The sequence below is a fragment of the Methylibium sp. T29 genome, from assembly GCF_000576205.1.
GTDB lineage: Bacteria > Pseudomonadota > Gammaproteobacteria > Burkholderiales > Burkholderiaceae_C > Methylibium > Methylibium petroleiphilum.
This window is the reverse complement of sequence record NZ_AZND01000019.1, coordinates 17590-34618: the sequence shown is the minus strand read 5'-3', so window position 1 is coordinate 34618 and position 17029 is coordinate 17590. Positions and strand designations below refer to the sequence as shown.

The window sequence follows — 17029 nt, the reverse complement described above, 5'->3', positions numbered from 1 at the left end:
AGCGAGCGAGAGCTGGCCCCATTGCTCAAGGACAACAAGGTCCGCGCCGCCATCGTCATCCCGCCGGGCTTTCAGAAGGCCCTGCGATCAGCACGCGCGGCCCACGTGCAGACACTCGTCGACGGCACGATCCCGTCTCGCGCGCAGACCACCAAGGGCTATGTGGCCGCGATCAACGCCCACTTCAGCGCCGAGTTGCTCGCCCGGCATTTGTCGCAGACGCGCGGTCTGACCCTGGACGACGCGCGGTCGCGCACCCAGGCGGTGAGCCTGGAAGTGCGCTACCTGTACAACCAGAGCGCCAAGAGCATCTGGTCACTGGCACCGAAGCTGATCATGCTGGTGATGATCTTCGTGCCACCACTGTTGACGGCCGTGGGCGTCGTGCGCGAACGGGAGACCGGGTCGATCTACAACATCTACGCATCCACCGTGAGCCGGGGCGAATTCCTCCTCGGCAAACTTGCGCCCTACGTGGGGATCGCGGTCGTCAACGTCGTGGTCCTGTGGTTGATCGCCACGCAGCACTACGGGGCGCCGTTCAAGGGCAATGCCTGGTTCTTCTTTCTCGCCTCGGTCCTGTTCGTGATGTGCACGACGGGCATCGGACTGCTGGTGTCGCTGCTGGTGCGTACCCAGCTGGCCGCGATCGTGGTCACGGTGGTCGCGACGATGATCCCGGCGCTCGACTACTCGGGCTTCTTGATGCCCGTGGATTCGCTCGGCGCGGAGGGAGGGCTGGAGGCCAGGCTGCTGCCGGCGATGTACTACACGAATATCGTGGTCGGCAGCTTCCTCAAAGGCGTCGGGATCGAAGTGCTGTGGCCGGATCTCCTCGCCCTGGCAGCCTACACGGCAGCGCTGTTCTGCGCCGGCTTCCTGCTGTTCCGCAAGCGGCCTCGCGCATGAATGCCGCCCAACTGCCGAGGCGCACGCTCGCTGTCTGGTGGCGCCGTTTGGGGGTCATGACCCTGAAGGAGGTCCGGCAGTTGCTGCGCGACCCCATCCTGCTGAGCTTCATGGCCTTCGTCTTCACCGCGAACATCTACCTGCAGGGCAGCAGCGTCAGTCTGCAGCTGAGCCGCGCGCCGATGGTGGTGCTGGACGCCGACCACAGCGCGGCCTCGCGGGATCTGATCTACCGCTTCCGTCCCCCGTACTTCCGACTCGAAGGAGAACTCGGCAGTGCGCGCGATGCCATCGGCCTGCTGGACCGCGGTCAGGTCATGCTGGCGCTGGACATCGCCCCGGGCTTTGGCGAAGCGATACAGCGCGGTGAAGCGGCCACCGTGCAGTTGCAGGTGGATGCCACCCACCCCATGCCGGCCTACCTGGCGACCAGCTATGCGGCGCAGATCGTTGGCGAGTACAGCCTGGCGACCGTGCTGCAGCGCGAGGGGCTGTCGATCGCGGACCTGAACGAACTCCCCTCGGTGGTCAACGACCAGCGCATGTGGTTCAACCCGAACCTGACGGACACCTGGTTCATGCCCTTGTCGGAGCTGTTGGAGGGCATCACGCTGTTTTCAATCCTGTTGCCGGCAGCGGCCATGGTCAAGGAGAAGGAACGCGGTACGGTGGAACAGCTGCTGGTGTCGCCGCTGACGCCGTTCCAGATCGTGTTCCCGAAGGTGCTCGCGATGTCTGTCGTGATCCTGGTGGGCGTCAGCCTGAGCCTGTTCGCGGTGCTCGGCCCGTTGTTCGCAGTGCCTGTGCGAGGCAGCCTCGGGCTGTTCTACGTCGTCACGACGCTCTACATCTTCACGAACGCAGGCATCGGGCTCTTCATCGCCACGGTGGCGCGCAACCTTGCGCAGGTCGGCCTGCTCAGCCTGCTCGTCATGGGCCCGATCCTTCTGCTCTCCGGCCTGTGGACACCGCCGGAGGCGATGCCGACGTGGATGCGTTGGGTGACGCTGGCTTCGCCGATGCGTCACTACATCGACGTCAGCTTCGGCATCTTCCTAAAAGGGGCCGGTCTGGAACTGCTGTGGGATTCGATGCTCGCGATCGGCATTCTCGGCGTGTTGATCTTCGCCCTGGGGGTGCGTCGTTTCCGGCGGCAGTTCGGCTGATGGACGTCGTTGACGAAGTCGCCGATGGCTTCTGCCCCATCGCGGTGGCGGCAGCCCTCCTGAGCCGGGAGTGGTCGATCTGGAGGAGCTTCGGCCATGGCGGACACTATCGGCATGAATCTGGTTGACGCCGAGCCGGTCGGGCGGTAGCTGCTGGCCGCGGTGTTGGGATTCCTGGGCGCCGGCATGATCCTGAAGAACACGCAGGGGCAGGTCCATGGGCTGACCACCGCGGCCGGCATCTGGGCCGTGGGCGCTGTCGGGGTCGCCATAGGGACAGGCCTGTACCTGATCGACGTCGTGAGCGCGGCGATCACGCTAGTGTTGCCCGCGAGCGAGGGCGTGTTCCGTGTCGCAGGGCGACGCAGGCACGAGATGCCGGATCAAGCCGGTGACGACCCGCCGATGCGGTAGAGGCCCCTCGGACTGTCATCGTTGCAGCAGGTGACGTTTGTGCTTCACGGTTGCCCAGTAGGCGGCCTGGGGCAACTCGAGCTTCTCTCGCGTGATGACCGGCCACGCAGCCGCCACTTCCGCATTGATGCTCAAGAACTCGAGTTGGTCTGTCGGCAGGTCCGGTTCGGAGCAGATTGCCTCCACCGGGCACTCCGGGACGCACAAGGCGCAGTCGATGCAATCGTCCGGGTCGATCGCCAGAAAATTTGCGCCCTCTCGAAAGGCATCCACCGGACACACGCCGACGCAGGCCGTGTACTTGCAGTTGATGCAAGTCTCAGTGACGACGTGAGTCATGCTCGGCGACGGCTGCGGCGTGCCAGTGCTGCCCCGTCGCCTATCGACCCTTGCCTTGCTTCCGTGCCGCAACCCTGACTCCGGTTCGTGCGCCCGGCGCTGGAGGTGGGTCGATTGCGACAGGATCGCTGGCCGGGAAGGTCGCTGCGAGGGCGTCGTCAAGTTCAGCCTCAACCGCGGCAGCGTCGGCCGCAATGCTCGAATCTCCGCTGACCGGGGAAGTGGGCCGAGCGGCGCGGGCCACCGATGTGGCACCTCGATGTGGCGCGGTGTGTTGCCTTGTCATACGACGTCCCAGGCCGTTCCTGCAATTGTGCCGATCCAGCGGGACCGGTTACCTGACGGCCGGCGGCGGTGCGGGGGCCATCCACTCCTGACGCATCATCAGATGATCCATCATCATCTGCTGCATGCCCATGTATTGGTCCATCATGTACTGGCGCTGCTTCAGCTGATCAGGGGTCAACCGCGAGTAGTGGTCGCGCATCGCGCTCCAGCCCATCGGCCCGCTGCTGCGCACCATGCCTGACCCATGCATCGGGCCGCCCCCAGCGCTGCAACAGCCCATCATGCCCGGACCCCACATCCCATGCATGGCGTTCATCGCGTTCTGCATGGCCACCCAATGCTGATTGAGCAGCGCCTGGCGTTCACCCGGATCCGTGATCTTGCGCAGTCGATCCATCTGCTCCTGCATGCGTTGCAACTGCGTCTGTGCCTCTGCCAGTCGGGCATCGAAGGACTTCAGATCCGGCACCGCCGATGTGGGAGGGGCGCTGTTGGACGCCGACTGGGCTAGCGCAGTTGGGGGCAGAGCAAGCACGAGCACTCCGACAGCCAAGGCGGGGATGATCGAGATCTTCATGGAGGGACCCTCTTCAGCGCAGGCGAACTGCGGAGGCAGCGACGGCACGCATCTCTTCGTTGGCCATGCTACTGCAACAGTGCCAGCGCGTCGCTCCAGCCGCCAGGCAGCCTGGGATGGACGGATCGCATGCCGTCGACGCGAATCAAACCCGATCTAGCTGTGGCCGACCTGCAGTTCCGCTTCAACCGACGCTTGCGCTTGCATGCCATGCTGCCTCGCCTGCTGCAGGCCATGGCCGCGGGCAAACCCTCCACCACGGCTCCGATTCGGGCGCCTGACGTTGCTTGCCAAGCGGGTCCTGACAATCCACCACGCAAAGTTCACGACACAGAACATGCCGCCTGAGCCAATCAGGCGCCCGCCGCAGTTCACGGAACCCATCACTTCAGCGCGATCACGCATCCCGATGCTCATTCGAGACGCCACTTGAAGCTGCGCGGAACGCTCTCGCCACTGCGCTGGATCTGGAGTTCGACCGTCGCAGGTTGAGGCTCCACCGGCGCAAACACGAGCACGCCCTTGCGATGATGACCTCCCGGGCCATCGCCGCGCCACGCCAGCGGCCCACGGCGTTGACCTGAAGCATCGACCAAGAATGCCGACTGCGTCAGGTCCTCGTCAAGCGGCTGCATGTGAGTGCTGAATGCGACGTCGAACTGACGATGATCGCCGCGCTGGGGACGGTGTTCAGGCGCGATGGCCAACTTGTCCTTGACCGCCGTGACCACCGTCGCGGCGTTCTCGTTGATGCGCGCCGGCGCGATGCCGAGCGCGGATTCCTGGCCGTCGCGGATGACCGAGCCGAAGCGCACCGCCGACGAGGAGCAGGTCGGACTCGTGCTCGGCATCAGCGAGAGAACCGCGGTGCGCGAGCAGTTTCCGCGTGCTAGCTAGGCCCACCATCGCGAGTCTCGTTCAGGAACTGGTCTGACTCGACGGGTTGCGGCCGAGATGCAGCACGAGGCCTTGCCGGCAAGGCCTGCCGGCGCGATCTGGCTGACATCGACGGCCCTCCGATCGAAGCCGCTCGCAAAGGCCTCAGTGGCAGTTCCCGCAGCATGAGCCCGCCAGCTTGTCGGGAGCGGTCGGTCCGGCCTGCACGGGCACCGGCGTGTAACCCGCGTCCTTGATGGCCTCGGCCAGTTCCTCGGCGTCGGCCGAGGTCGGCTCCACCTGCACACGGTGCGAGGCCAGGTCGATCGCGACCCTGGCGTCCTTGTCCGTGGCCTTCAGCGCCTTAGTGATGGTGCTGACACAGTGGCCGCAGGTCATGTCGTTGACTTCGAAGGTGATCATCGCTTTCTCCAGTGAGGCTGTTGCCGACACCCATACTCTCGACCTTGCCACCGTTGGAATGTCAACCGATCGGCTGAAGAGACCCTGAGGCCTGTAGGCAATCGCCAACAGGAGTCTTGACCTTGCCATCGTTAGAACCATGAGGATGCGAACACACTGAGCTCCACACCGAGGCACCCATGAACACCTCCACACTCGCCAACCCGCACGGCATCAAGCTCCAGGTCACCGGGATGACCTGCGCCTCGTGCGTCACGCGCGTCGAAAAGACGCTCAAGGCGGTTCCCGGCGTCAAGGAGGCGAGCGTCAACCTGGCGACGGAGCAGGCATCCGTCAACGCCGAGGCTTCCGTGACGGCAGACGCCCTGGCGGCGGCCGTCCGCAAGGCCGGCTACGACGTCGCGACCACCGAGACGGCGCTCCTGGTCGAAGGCATGACGTGCGCCTCCTGCGTCTCGCGCGTGGAGAAGGCGCTCCGCAAGGTTCCAGGTGTCTCCAGCGCCACCGTCAATCTGGCGACCGAGAAGGCGACCATCCAGGCACTGTCCACGGTGCCGGTATCGGTCCTGAAGTCCGCCATCGAGAAGGCCGGCTACGCGGCGAAGGACCTCCAGGAGGAGAAGCCCGAGGCGGCCACTCGACTGCCGGTCTGGTGGCCCGTGGCGGCAAGCGCAGCACTGACCCTGCCGCTGATCGCGCCGATGCTGCTGTCGCTCTTCGGCATCGACTGGATGCTGGGCGGCTGGGCACAGCTGGCGCTGGCGACGCCGGTCCAGTTCTGGCTGGGCTGGCGCTTCTACCGGGCTGGCTGGAAGGCCGTGCTCGCCAAGACCGGCAACATGGACCTGCTGGTGGCGCTGGGCACCTCCGCGGCCTACGGGCTGTCCGTGTATCTCATGTTCAAGCACGCCGGGCACGGCATGCCGCACCTCTACTTCGAGGCGTCGGCGGCCGTCATCACGCTGGTCCTGCTGGGCAAGTGGCTGGAGCACCGGGCCAAGCGGCAAACCGCCGACGCCATCCGCGCACTGAACGCGTTGCGGCCGACCACCGCGCGGGTGCGCCGGAATGGAGCGGAAGTCGACATTCCGGTGGAACAGGTCATCGTCGGCGACATCGTCGTGATCCGGCCGGGTGACCGCGTCGCGGTGGACGGCGAGATCGTCGAGGGTCGCAGCCACATCGACGAGTCGCTGATCACCGGCGAGAGCCTGCCGGTGCCCAAGGGCCCCGGAGACAAGGTCACCGGGGGCGCCATCAACGCGGAAGGCGCGCTGACCGTTCGCACGGCCGCCATCGGTGCGGAGACGACGCTGGCCCGCATCATCCGCATGGTCGAGTCGGCGCAGGCGGCCAAGGCGCCGATCCAGCGCATCGTCGATCGCGTGAGCGCGGTGTTCGTACCGGTCGTCCTGGTCATCGCGCTGGCGACCTTCCTCGGTTGGGGGGCCTTCACGGGGGACTGGGAACACGCACTGATCAACGCGGTGGCCGTGCTGGTCATCGCCTGCCCCTGTGCGCTGGGCCTCGCGACGCCGACAGCCATCATGGCCGGTACCGGGGTCGCCGCGCGACACGGCATCCTCATCAAGGACGCCGAAGCGCTGGAGGTCGCGCATGCGGTGACGGTGGTTGCCTTCGACAAGACCGGTACGCTGACCGAGGGCAAGCCTTCGCTCGCGGCGGTGGCGGCGGCCGAAGGAACCAGTCGTGATGAGGTGCTGCGCCTCGCGGCCGCGCTCCAGAAGTCGAGCAGCCATCCGCTCGCGGTGGCGGTGATGGACAAGGTGCGCGAAGAACGGCTGCCGGTTCCCGAAGCCCACGATGCGAAGGCGCTTCCGGGTCGTGGTGTCGAAGGCACGGTCAAAGGCCGGAAACTGGCGCTGGGCAGCACGCGGATGCTGCGCGAGCTCCAGCTGGACGAAGGCCATCTGCTGGGCGAGGCGCGGCGGCTCGAAGGGCAGGGGAAGACCGTGTCCTGGCTGGTCGGATCGGAAGGCGACCAGTGGCGCCTGCTGGGCCTGCTGGCGTTCGGTGACACCATCAAGCAAAGCGCCGCCGCAGCGGTGGAGCGGCTCCATCAGCTGGGCATCAGGACGGTCATGCTGACCGGGGACAACCGCGGCGCGGCCGAGGCCGTCGCGAAGGCACTCGGCATCGACGAGGTGCGTGCCGAAGTCTTGCCGGGCGACAAGGCGGCCGTCGTGAAGGAACTGCGCGACGCCGGCGCCGTGGTCGCGTTCGTCGGCGATGGCCTGAACGACGGCCCTGCGCTCGCCGCGGCGTCCGTGTCGTACGCGATGGCGGGCGGCGCCGACGTGGCGACCGAGACGGCCGGCATCACGCTCATGCGCGGCGACCCGCGGCTCGTGGCGGACTCGCTGGACATCTCGCGCCGGACCTATTCGAAGATCAAGCAGGGCCTGTTTTGGGCGTTCGGCTACAACGTGCTGGGCATCCCGTTGGCCGCGCTGGGCATGCTGAACCCCGTCATCGCGGGCGCAGCGATGGCCTTCAGCAGCGTGAGCGTCGTGGCCAATGCGCTGACGCTGCGTCGCTGGCAGGGGGCCGCTGATGCGCCAGTTGCGCCGCGGCTGGAGCCATCACAGCCCGTGGCCGTGTCAGGGAGCATCACATGAGCATGAACATCGGTGAAGCGGCCAAGGCCTCGGGGGTGTCGGCGAAGATGATTCGCCACTACGAGAGCGTCGGGCTGTTCCCGGAAGCGGTGCGAACCGAGTCCGGCTACCGCCAGTACACAGAGAAGGAAGTCAGCACGCTGCGCTTCGTCCGCCAGTCTCGCGACCTGGGCTTTTCCATTGAGCAGATCCGCGAGCTGCTCGGGCTCTGGCAGGACCGCAAGCGTCCGAGCCGGCAGGTGCGCGCGCTGGCACTCGCCCACATCGAGGAACTGGACGAGAAGCTCGAGGAGCTCCAGGCCATGAAGGCGACGCTGGAGCACCTCGTGCATTGCTGCCATGGTGACGACCGGCCCGACTGCCCGATCATCGACTCGTTGGCGCAGGAACGAAGCGAACTGGAGAGGCGTCCAGTGGGAGCGACCGGGAGAAGCCGCCGTGGTATGAACGGGCTGCGTGCGGGGCGAGGAGGGCGCGCGACCGATTGACAGCGGGTGCCGGTATGGGGCGAGCGGACCGAGTCATCGTTGGACCCCCACGCCATGGCCACTGAATCCGCGGATCGCCGGCTGTGCTCGCTTGAGCGTTGCAGGCCCGGCCGGCTCGGCCGTGCTGGTGCCGTAGGGCGTGCCTTGCGCCTTCTGGTGTTGACCCGTTGCGAAGATCGGGAAGCCGACCATGATGGCAGCGGCACGCAAGCGTGCGGGTGACTGCGAAGATTGGGCTTCTGCGCATGGTGGACCTGGTCAGATTGTTGATGACCACCAGGCTGCGCACGAGGAACCCCGCGCTGACCAAATGCGGACCGATAGATGACCAACTCGTAATCGTTGCGACGTAATAGCTGGTGGAGAATCTGCCAATGAAAATTCTCGTGATCGAAGACGAGGTCCGCTTGGCGGAATACCTGAAAAAGGGCTTGTCGGAGAGTGGTTATGTCGTCGACCTGGCCCACGACGGCATCGACGGGCTTCATTTCGCTGTCGAGGGCACCTACGACCTGATCGTCCTGGATGTGATGCTGCCGGGACGGGACGGCTTCGAGGTGCTCGCGGAACTGCGCAAGCAGCGCAGGACGCCCGTACTGATGCTGACGGCCCGGGACGCGGTCGAAGACAAGGTCAAGGGGCTGACCGGGGGCGCAGACGACTACCTCGTCAAGCCGTTCTCATTCTCCGAACTGGCGGCTCGTGTCCAGGCCCTGTTGCGTCGCGGCGGGGGAGACCGCGATGGACAGATGCCCACGAGTCTTCGGATGGCGGACCTGGAGGTCGACCTGGCACGACGGAAGGCGACACGGGCTGGCAAGCGGCTCGAACTCACACCCAAGGAATTCAATCTGCTGGTGCTGTTGCTGCGTCGGCGCGGGGTAGTCCTGTCGCGCACCGTGATGGCGGAACAGGTATGGGACATCAATTTCGACAGCGACACGAACGTCGTCGAGGTGGCCGTACGCCGGCTGCGTGCGAAGCTGGATGAACCGTTCGAGGTCAAGCTGATCCACACGGTCCGTGGCATGGGTTACGTGATGGAGGAGCGCCAGGAGTGAAGCGGCGCTACCTCGTGGCTGTGGAGCAATCACTTGGGTCGCGCCTCTCCTGGTGGCTGGCGCTGCAAGGATTGATCGCTGCGCTTGCCGTGTCCGGGACGGTCTATGCCGTCAACCTGTGGTTTCTGCAGAGCCGCCAGCATGAAGAACTCGCGTTGAAGAGCGCGGTTGTCCGACATGCGCTCGTGGAAACGGCTGAAAGCTCGGCGGCCGAAGAGTTGCAGCACAAGCTCAAGGACTTTCTCGCCGGCCATGAGGACATGACGCTGTCCATCACGTCCAGCGATGGGGCGGTGATCTTCAGTGCTCCGCGGCCGCCCGAGGGTGGGGATGCTGCTTCGGGCAGCCGGTTTATGCAGGTGTCGTGGGAAGACACATGGCCCGCGGGCGCCGCCGGTGGCGTGCGGGTGGTCCTTGGGCTTGATGTGAGCCGCGACAGGGAACTGCTCAAGCGGCTCGGTTGGATCCTGTTGGCGGCATCACTCATCGGTGCGGGCGTCGTCAGCGTGACGGGGTTCCTGCTGGTCCGCAGAGGCCTTCTGCCGGTGCAGGAATTGGCCGCACAAGTGGACGCGGTCGCTTTGGGAAGGGCAGGGCTGCGGCTGGACGGAGCGGGACAGCCGCTCGAACTCCGGCCACTGGTCGACCGCTTCAACGCGTTGCTGATGCGTGTCGAACGCGCTTACGCGCAATTGGAAGGCTTCAACGCCGACGTTGCGCACGAACTTCGAACGCCGCTGACCACCTTGATCGGTTCGAGCGAGCTGGCCTTGCAGCGCGAGCGACCTGTGGCCGAACTGCAAGACGTGATCGCGGAGAACCTGGAGGATCTGAGGCGCCTCGCGATCATCGTCAACGACATGCTCTTCCTTTCGCAAGCGGACCGCGGCGCAACCGCGCGCCGTTCGCCGGTGACGAGCCTCGCCGCCGAACTCGTCGAGATCATCGAGTACCACGAGGCAGCGCTTCATGACCGGGGTCTGTCAGCCGTATGCGATGGCGACGCGAAGGGTGCCTTTGACATATCTCTTCTGCGCCGCGCGTTGTCCAACTTGTTGAGCAACGCAACCCGCTACGCGGAGCCCGGCTCCAACATTCGGGTCCGGATCGAGTCGGAAGGTGGCCGGTCACGGATCTGGGTAGAAAACAAGGGCATTCCGATCGAGCCGGAGCATTTGCCACGCTTGTTTGACCGCTTCTACAAGGCCGAGCGCTCGCGTCGCCAGGTTGGCACTTCGCACTATGGACTGGGTCTGGCCATCGTCGCCGCCATCGCCCGGATGCACCAAGGCGAACCGTTCGCCAGATCGGCGGATGGCGTCACCGCGATCGGGCTGGACGTACCGTCGAGTTCAGCGGCAGCGCAGCGGGCGTGACCGTCCCTTACCGGCAGCACAAGTCCGAAGCGATTGGCTTTGCCGATGCCTTTGACCATGGCAGTGGCATTGGGGGCGCCGCACACCTTGCCAGAGCAGAGCATGGGTCTGAGCGGTACACGAGTTGGCATCGCATGACGTTGGGCCGCTACTTGACGAAGTTGTAATGGACTGGCAAGCAGTCTGTCGGCGCGCGATTCCTACAGTGGCTCCACGGTGCACGAAAGCACCGCAACCGGTGAACCCCCACAAGAGGTGCACCCATCACAGGAGTCCATCATGAAGTACCGTTTCAGTCTGATCGCGTTGGTGAGTGCCGTGTCTCTGCCCGCGCTGGCGACCTCCGGCATCACCGCGGTTCCGGGTGAAGCCGGCTTCACGACCCATGCAATGCCGTCGGCAAAGTCGCGCGCCGACGTCATCAAGGAACTCGAGGCATGGAAGCGCAATCCGGTTACGGCCAACGGTTGGCGCGAAGTCGGGGGCGAGGCGGGCTGGGTCTTCGTCGGGACGAACAACCCCAGCAAGACGCGAGCGGCGGTCATCGCGGAGACGATCGAAGCCAGGCGTAACCCGGTTACGGCCGACGGCTGGCTCGATGTCGGTGGCGAAGCCGGGGCGGTCTACGTCGGCGTGCAGGGCGACACGCGCAACGCTGCGAATGCCGGCAAGCCTTCCCAGGCAGGCGCAGTCAACGTCCCCGGTGGGCTGAGCCGCAGTGGTCACCAGAGCGGCGCGACAGCCACCTCGCACGTGCATCGCTGATGCATCGGCGGTGGGCGGGCGGCATCAAGACGACGTGGCCAATCAGTAGCGTCGTCCGCCCATCGTCGGGCTACCGACAGCCCTCTGATGAAGCGCCGGCTGGTGCAGCCAGCCGATCTCGGTTGTAGGGGGCGAACGCCCGGAGGTCTGATGCGAAAGACTCAGTCCACGATGGGACGCCGAGCCGCATTGATCGCGCTCGGCTCAGGCACGCTGCTTCTCGCTGCGTGTGCGTCCAAGCCCATTCGGCCGGTAAATGCCGATGGCACGTGGTGTCACCGTGTCGGCAAGGCGCCACGCTACAAGCTGACCTGCACCCGTGCGCCCGTGCCGCCGCCCACCGTGGAGGCCGAGGCCAAGCGATTCGCCGTTTCGGCGGATAGGCTCACGGTGTACGTGGTGCGCAAGCGGTGGGCTGATGCCGCCAACGTCGTCAAGCTGACCGTCGACGGAAGTGCACAGACCGAGACCGTGCCAGAGTCCTTTGTCCGCTTGAGGCTGCCGCCCGGTGAGCATGCCCTGCGGGCGACCTGGGCACGAGGAGAGGCCCAGGCGATCATCAGCGGCGCCGCAGGCGAGATCCGATTTCTTGAACTTGTCGGCTCGGTTTGGGCTTGGGGAAGCACCTTCCAGTTCGTGCCCGGCGACGAGGCGAGCAGGGATCGTGTCCTTAGCGTTCGCATGGTGGCCGACGTCGGATGAGACCGGCGCAGACCAACCACCGCCGTCGGCCAGAAGTCTCGAAAACATGACGATTCCGTAAGCCTTTTGAGCGGATCGTGTCGGACGGCAATCCGTAGACTGCGGCGCAGGATGATGTTTCTCAATGCACTAGGGTAAAGTTCCGAGTATGTCGGGTGTGGTTCGCCTCCTTCTCATCTGGTTCATCGCTGCTGCTGTCCCCCTGAAGGGCTTGGCAGCGGTGACCATGGGTGGGTGCGGGCCGGGACACCACTCTCCCAGCCAGTCTGGCGAGGTCGTTCAGCACACCACGCACGTTGACTCCGCTGATGCGCGCGAGGATCTCCGGTTCGACGACTCCGTCAGCGCAACCGAGGCGGTGAACGAAGTTCTCCAGACGGCGTCGGATCCTTCGACGGGACATTCGGCGCAGCTGAAGATGAAGTGCAGCAGTTGCGCTCCGTGCTGCAGCGCCGCAGCGCCCGCGCTCGAGCGGGTGAGCGTTTCGCATGCGGATTCGACATCAACCGCTGTTGCCTTCCTGGAAACCCGCTTTCCAGCGGTCTTTGCGCACGTGCCGCACAGGCCTCCCCGCCTGATCCTCGCCTGACTGCCACCCTGGTTGATCGCCCCGCGGCGATACGACCAGCATCGTGAACCGGTCCAACGCCTGCTCAGCAGGCCTGGTGAGCCGGACCGACTCAAGCGAGGATGTCATGAAGATTGCCATGTTCCGCTGGCTTGCGCCGGCATTCCTGGTTGCGGTCTGCTCTGCGAGCCTGGCCCAAACCGCGGCCGGCAAGAGAGCCGATCCACTCGATTCCTCGGCCGCCGTTCCGCACCTGGTGTTCCAGTCGACGCTTGGCGGCTACCAGCGTCACGCCGAACAGCCCGTGGGATCCTGGCGCGAAGCCAACGAGACCGTCAACCGCGTCGGAGGCTGGCGGGCCTATGCGCGCGAGGCTCGGCAGCCTGACGCACCCGCCACGAACAACGCGCCTTCGAAGCCGGCAACGCCGGCGCCGGCCAGCGCACCCGCCGGGCACGGCGGGCACAAGATGAACTGAGGTCAAGCGGATGAATTCACCTTCCCATCTCGGGCGTGTCGCGCCCGACCGCCCGAGCGTGCGGCGCTCGGGCCTGCTCGTCGTCCTCCTGGCTTCCGCAGTGCTTGCGGGCTGCGCCAGCTTCTCGCCGGACGCGGGGTTCTCGTCGATCGAGTCCGCGGCCAAGGACAAGCTCGGCAAGGACGTCCGCTGGGCGCGCAGCGATGCCGATGCCGACGCCATCGATCGCCGCGTCCAGGAGTTGCTCGCCAAGCCGCTCAGCGTTGACGATGCGGTTCAGGTCGCCCTGCTCAACAACCGCGGTCTGCAGGCTCGTTTTCAGGACCTCGGCATCACCGAGGCCGAGGTCGTGCAGGCCGGGCGCCTGCCGAACCCCGGATTTTCGTTCGGGCGCCTTCGGAAGGGCGACGAGATCGAGCTGGAACGCGGGTTGCACCTGAACCTCGCACGGCTGTTGACGCTGCCCATGGTTTCGCGGCTGGAAGCGCGCCGCTTCGAGCAGGTCAAGCGCGAAGTCACGATGGATGTTCTGTCGCGCGCGGCCGAGACGCGCAAGGCCTACTTCCAGGCCGTCGCAGCCGAAGAGACCGTGCGCTACATGCGGCAGGTGAAGCAGACGGCCGAAGCGAGCGCCGAGCTGGCTCGGCGCATGGAGCAGGTCGGCAACTTCAGCAAGCTGGCGCGGGCGCGCGAGCAGGCCTTCTACGCCGACGCCGCCCTGGGCCTCGCTCGCGCCGACCAGGCGCAGCGTGCTTCGCGTGAGCGGCTGGCGCGCCTGATGGGCGTCTGGGGCCAGCAGACCCAGTTCCAGCTGCCCGAGCGCCTGCCGGACCTGCCGGCCGAGGTGCGAAATCAGCCCGACATCGAAGCGATCGCGCTGTCCCAGCGACTCGACGTGCAGGCCGCCAAGCTGGGCGCGGAGCAGACCGCGCAGAACCTGGGCCTGACCCGCACGACGCGTTTCATCAACGTGCTGGAACTCGGGCTCGTTCGCAACACGTCCAACGAGGCCCCGCGGCAGACGGGCTGGGAGATCGGTCTGGAACTGCCCCTCTTCGATTGGGGCGGCGCCCGGGTGGCACTCGCCGAAGCGATCTACATGCAGGCACTGCATCGAGCGGCGGAGACCGCGATCAACGCCCGCTCGGAGGTTCGCGAGGCCTATGGCAACTACCGGGCCGCCTACGACATCGCGCGCCACCAGCGTGATGAGATCGTGCCGCTCAAGAAACGGATCTCGGAAGAGCAGGGGCTGCGCTACAACGGAATGATCATCGGGGTCTTCGAGCTCCTTGCCGACGCACGCTCCCAGATCACGAGCGTCAATGCATACATCGAGTCGCTGCGCGACTTCTGGCTGGCCCAGTCGGATCTCGACATGGCGCTCATCGGCAAGGCGGCCGTGGCCTCGCCCACTGGCCCCGCCGCCGCAGCGGTAGATGGCGGCGGCGCCGGCCACTGACCCCTTCAATCAAGGATCTCGAACATGGTTTCCCGACGCAACTTCATCGGCGGCGCTGGCGCAGTGACCGCCGCGGTGAGCGCCGCAGCGGTCAGCAAGGTCGCGATGGCGGCATTGCCCGAGCCGGTCATCCAGACCAAGCCCGACACGATGCCGCCGCTGGTGCCCAACACCGGCCGGCCCTACAACCCGGTCGTCACGCTCAACGGCTGGACGCTGCCCTGGCGCATGAACAACGGCGTGAAGGAGTTCCACCTCGTCGCCGAGCCGGTGGTGCGCGAGATGAGCCCCGGCTTCAAGGCTCACCTGTGGGGCTACAACGGCCAGAGCCCGGGGCCGACGATCGAGGTGGTCGAAGGTGACCGCGTGCGCATCTTCGTCACCAACAAACTTGGCGAGTTGACCAGCATCCACTGGCACGGCCAGCGCCTGCCCAACGGCATGGACGGCGTGACGGGGCTGAACCAGCCCGGTATCCCGCCGGGCAAGACCTACGTGTACGAGTTCGTCGCGCGCCGCCCCGGCACCTTCATGTACCACCCGCACGCCGACGAGATGGTGCAGATGGCGATGGGGATGATGGGCTTCTGGATCACGCATCCGAAGAACAAGCATCCGCTGATCGACGAGGTGGACCGCGACTTCTGCTTCCTGCTCAACGCCTACGACATCGATCCCGGCAGCTACACGCCGAAGATCATGACGATGCTGGACTTCAACCTGTGGAGCTGGAACAGCCGCATCTTCCCGGGCATCGACCCGCTGGTGGTGAGCCACATGGACAAGGTTCGCATCCGCATCGGCAACCTGACGATGACGAACCACCCGATCCACCTGCACGGGCACGAGTTCCTGGTCACGGGCACGGATGGCGGGCCGACGCCGAAGAGCACGCGAAAGTATGAAGTGACCGAAGACGTCGCGGTCGGGCAGATGCGGCAGATCGAGTTCCTCGCCGACGAGGAAGGCGACTGGGCGTTCCATTGCCACAAGAGCCACCACACGATGAACGCGATGGGTCACGACGTGCCGACGATGATCGGCGTGGACCATCGCGGTGTCGCGCGGCAGATCACCAAGCTCGTGCCCGAGTACATGGTGATGGGCGAGCGCGGCATGAAGGACATGACCGAGATGGAGATGCCGCTGCCCGACAACACCGCGGCCATGATGACAGGGCAGGGGCCGTTCGGTGCGGTCGGCATGGGCGGCATGTTCAGCGTCGTGAAGGTCCGCAAGGGACAGAAGCGCGGCGACTACAGCGACCCGGGCTGGTACAAGCACCCACCCGGCACGGTGGCCTACGAGTTCACCGGCGAACTGCCGGACCCGGCACGCTTCAAGGCGGAAGGTACCGGCTCGATGCCCTCGGTCGCGAAACCGGGCCAAGAGGTCGAAGTCAAGGTGCGCAAACCCGGCGGCGGGCATGCAGGCCACAACTGAGCGGCGCGAGCCGACTCTCCATCTGTCCAATCCGCAACAGGAAGGAAACCTGATGAAGCAGTTCAAGCAATTTCTCGTGGCCGCGCTCGTGGCCGTCACCGCCTCCGCGATGGCGCACGGCGACGAGGACCATGCCAAGAGGGCCGGCCCGGTCAAGAAGGAACAGAAGGACTGGGGGATCGCCGGGGACGCCAAGTCCGCCAAGCGGACCATCGAAATCGGCATGGGCGACAACATGCGCTTCACGCCCGACCGCATCGAAGTGCGGCAGGGTGAAACCGTCAAGTTCGTCGTGCGCAACACCGGCAAGACCATGCACGAGTTCGTGATCGGCACGAAGGCCGAGAACGACAAGCACGCCGAGCTGATGATCAAGTTCCCGACCATGGAACACGACGAGCCGTACATGGCTCACGTGGGACCGGGCAAGACCGGAGAGATCGTCTGGACCTTCAACCGGCCGGGCGACTTCGACTTCGCATGCTTGATCGCGGGCCACTACCAGGCCGGCATGGTCGGCAAGATCAAGGTTGCCGCGTCGAGTGCCAAGGGTGACGGGCATGCGCACAAGCATTAACCCGGCGCGGCCCGCCAAGGCTCGTCGAGCACTGCTGGTGGCTACCGGAGCCGTTGCGCTGCTCGGGCCAGGCCTGCTGCGCGCGCAGACGCAGCCTCTCCATATGGAGGTGTGGAAGAGCCCTTCGTGCGGCTGCTGCAAGGAGTGGATCAAGCACGTCGAGTTGCACGGTTTCCGGGTGACGGTGCACGACGTCGGCAACACGGCGGTTCGCGCACGCATGAAGCTGCCGATGAAGCTCGGCTCCTGCCATACCGCGGTGGTCGGCCGCTACGCCGTCGAAGGCCATGTGCCTGCGGCCGACGTTCTCCGTCTGGTCAAGGAGGCGCCCGATGCCGTGGGTCTGGCGGTCCCCGGCATGCCCGTCGGTTCTCCCGGCATGGACGGTCCGGACTACGGCGACCAGCGGGATCCCTTCGACGTGCTGCTCGTCGCCCGGGACGGCAGCACGCGCGTTTTCAGCTCCTATCGTTGACCC

At 65.8% G+C, this 17029-nt stretch carries 19 protein-coding genes; 15 read left to right on the top strand and 4 right to left on the bottom strand.

All coding sequences use genetic code 11. The annotated features are described in order from the left end of the window. The 3 genes from x551_RS04940 to x551_RS04930 all read left to right on the top strand — a co-directional run. On the top strand, positions 1-909 hold a 909-nt coding region (locus x551_RS04940; RefSeq protein WP_036247711.1), incomplete at its 5' end, for an ABC transporter permease. After that, positions 906-2075, top strand: coding sequence for an ABC transporter permease (locus x551_RS04935; RefSeq protein WP_036231376.1), 1170 nt, complete (start codon positions 906-908; stop codon positions 2073-2075). The genes x551_RS04940 and x551_RS04935, both read left to right, overlap by 4 nt. A 162-nt stretch (positions 2076-2237) precedes the next feature. Beyond that, positions 2238-2489, top strand: a complete 252-nt coding sequence (locus x551_RS04930) for an MgtC/SapB family protein (RefSeq protein ID WP_051495639.1) — start codon at positions 2238-2240, stop codon at positions 2487-2489. A 15-nt stretch (positions 2490-2504) separates the two neighbouring features. Here the strand turns inward: x551_RS04930 and fdxA are convergent, their stop codons facing one another. From fdxA to x551_RS04910, 4 genes are all read right to left on the bottom strand, one after another. Continuing rightward, positions 2505-2828 carry a ferredoxin FdxA gene (fdxA, locus tag x551_RS04925; RefSeq protein WP_036231377.1) on the bottom strand — a complete coding sequence of 108 codons (324 nt, stop codon included), beginning with the start codon at positions 2826-2828 and terminating at the stop codon, positions 2505-2507. A 334-nt stretch (positions 2829-3162) separates the two neighbouring features. Next, positions 3163-3693: a hypothetical protein gene (locus tag x551_RS04920; RefSeq protein WP_036231433.1), complete on the bottom strand. Its 531-nt coding sequence runs from the start codon at positions 3691-3693 to the stop codon at positions 3163-3165. A gap of 413 nt (positions 3694-4106) precedes the next feature. Beyond that, on the bottom strand, positions 4107-4508 hold the full coding sequence (locus tag x551_RS23320) for a hypothetical protein (RefSeq protein ID WP_051495640.1): 402 nt from the start codon (positions 4506-4508) through the stop codon (positions 4107-4109). A gap of 226 nt (positions 4509-4734) precedes the next feature. Beyond that, positions 4735-4992, bottom strand: a complete 258-nt coding sequence (locus tag x551_RS04910; RefSeq protein ID WP_036231378.1) for a heavy-metal-associated domain-containing protein — start codon at positions 4990-4992, stop codon at positions 4735-4737. Between the two features lie 179 nt (positions 4993-5171). On the opposite strand from x551_RS04910, the gene x551_RS04905 reads away from it, so the two are divergent. The 12 genes from x551_RS04905 (at position 5172) to x551_RS04850 (ending at position 17026) form a co-directional block, all read left to right on the top strand. After that, a complete protein-coding gene (locus x551_RS04905; protein ID WP_036231381.1) occupies positions 5172-7631 on the top strand; it encodes a heavy metal translocating P-type ATPase in 2460 nt (819 codons plus the stop codon). A 2-nt stretch (positions 7632-7633) separates the two neighbouring features. Further along, positions 7634-8119: a Cu(I)-responsive transcriptional regulator gene (cueR, locus tag x551_RS04900; RefSeq protein ID WP_051495641.1), complete on the top strand. Its 486-nt coding sequence runs from the start codon at positions 7634-7636 to the stop codon at positions 8117-8119. A gap of 374 nt (positions 8120-8493) precedes the next feature. Then, positions 8494-9180 (top strand): heavy metal response regulator transcription factor, encoded by a 687-nt coding sequence (locus tag x551_RS04895; protein WP_036247705.1) that lies wholly within the window; start codon positions 8494-8496, stop codon positions 9178-9180. Next, on the top strand, positions 9177-10556 hold the full coding sequence (locus x551_RS04890) for a heavy metal sensor histidine kinase (RefSeq protein ID WP_036231384.1): 1380 nt from the start codon (positions 9177-9179) through the stop codon (positions 10554-10556). Before x551_RS04895 ends, x551_RS04890 begins: the two co-directional genes overlap by 4 nt. A gap of 279 nt (positions 10557-10835) precedes the next feature. Further along, a complete protein-coding gene (locus x551_RS04885; RefSeq protein WP_036231387.1) occupies positions 10836-11321 on the top strand; it encodes a hypothetical protein in 486 nt (161 codons plus the stop codon). 189 nt (positions 11322-11510) lie between these two features. Next, positions 11511-12023 (top strand): hypothetical protein, encoded by a 513-nt coding sequence (locus x551_RS04880; RefSeq protein ID WP_155935795.1) that lies wholly within the window; start codon positions 11511-11513, stop codon positions 12021-12023. Between the two features lie 211 nt (positions 12024-12234). Then, entirely contained in the window at positions 12235-12612 is a 378-nt protein-coding gene (locus x551_RS04875; protein WP_152543408.1) for a hypothetical protein, read from the top strand. Between the two features lie 76 nt (positions 12613-12688). Then, positions 12689-13069 (top strand): hypothetical protein, encoded by a 381-nt coding sequence (locus x551_RS04870; RefSeq protein WP_197028761.1) that lies wholly within the window; start codon positions 12689-12691, stop codon positions 13067-13069. Positions 13070-13127: 58 nt separating this feature from the next. Beyond that, positions 13128-14531: a TolC family protein gene (locus x551_RS04865; protein WP_036231441.1), complete on the top strand. Its 1404-nt coding sequence runs from the start codon at positions 13128-13130 to the stop codon at positions 14529-14531. A 24-nt stretch (positions 14532-14555) separates the two neighbouring features. Then, positions 14556-15974: a copper oxidase gene (locus tag x551_RS04860; RefSeq protein ID WP_036231393.1), complete on the top strand. Its 1419-nt coding sequence runs from the start codon at positions 14556-14558 to the stop codon at positions 15972-15974. Positions 15975-16026: 52 nt separating this feature from the next. Beyond that, entirely contained in the window at positions 16027-16551 is a 525-nt protein-coding gene (locus x551_RS04855; protein ID WP_036231395.1) for a cupredoxin family protein, read from the top strand. After that, positions 16535-17026: a DUF411 domain-containing protein gene (locus tag x551_RS04850; RefSeq protein WP_081771216.1), complete on the top strand. Its 492-nt coding sequence runs from the start codon at positions 16535-16537 to the stop codon at positions 17024-17026. Before x551_RS04855 ends, x551_RS04850 begins: the two co-directional genes overlap by 17 nt. Positions 17027-17029 lie beyond the last annotated feature (3 nt).

Excerpts from the sequence above, each read along its gene's own strand:
- cueR (WP_051495641.1), top strand. The coding sequence starts at position 7,634 with ATGAACATCGGTGAAGCGGCCAAGGCCTCGGGGGTGTCGGCGAAGATG.
- x551_RS04920 (WP_036231433.1), bottom strand. The coding sequence starts at position 3,693 with ATGAAGATCTCGATCATCCCCGCCTTGGCTGTCGGAGTGCTCGTGCTT.
- x551_RS04860 (WP_036231393.1), top strand. The coding sequence starts at position 14,556 with ATGGTTTCCCGACGCAACTTCATCGGCGGCGCTGGCGCAGTGACCGCC.
- fdxA (WP_036231377.1), bottom strand. The coding sequence starts at position 2,828 with ATGACTCACGTCGTCACTGAGACTTGCATCAACTGCAAGTACACGGCC.
- x551_RS04910 (WP_036231378.1), bottom strand. The coding sequence starts at position 4,992 with ATGATCACCTTCGAAGTCAACGACATGACCTGCGGCCACTGTGTCAGC.
- x551_RS04885 (WP_036231387.1), top strand. The coding sequence starts at position 10,836 with ATGAAGTACCGTTTCAGTCTGATCGCGTTGGTGAGTGCCGTGTCTCTG.
- x551_RS04855 (WP_036231395.1), top strand. The coding sequence starts at position 16,027 with ATGAAGCAGTTCAAGCAATTTCTCGTGGCCGCGCTCGTGGCCGTCACC.
- x551_RS04935 (WP_036231376.1), top strand. The coding sequence starts at position 906 with ATGAATGCCGCCCAACTGCCGAGGCGCACGCTCGCTGTCTGGTGGCGC.
- x551_RS04895 (WP_036247705.1), top strand. The coding sequence starts at position 8,494 with ATGAAAATTCTCGTGATCGAAGACGAGGTCCGCTTGGCGGAATACCTG.
- x551_RS04850 (WP_081771216.1), top strand. The coding sequence starts at position 16,535 with ATGCGCACAAGCATTAACCCGGCGCGGCCCGCCAAGGCTCGTCGAGCA.
- x551_RS04905 (WP_036231381.1), top strand. The coding sequence starts at position 5,172 with ATGAACACCTCCACACTCGCCAACCCGCACGGCATCAAGCTCCAGGTC.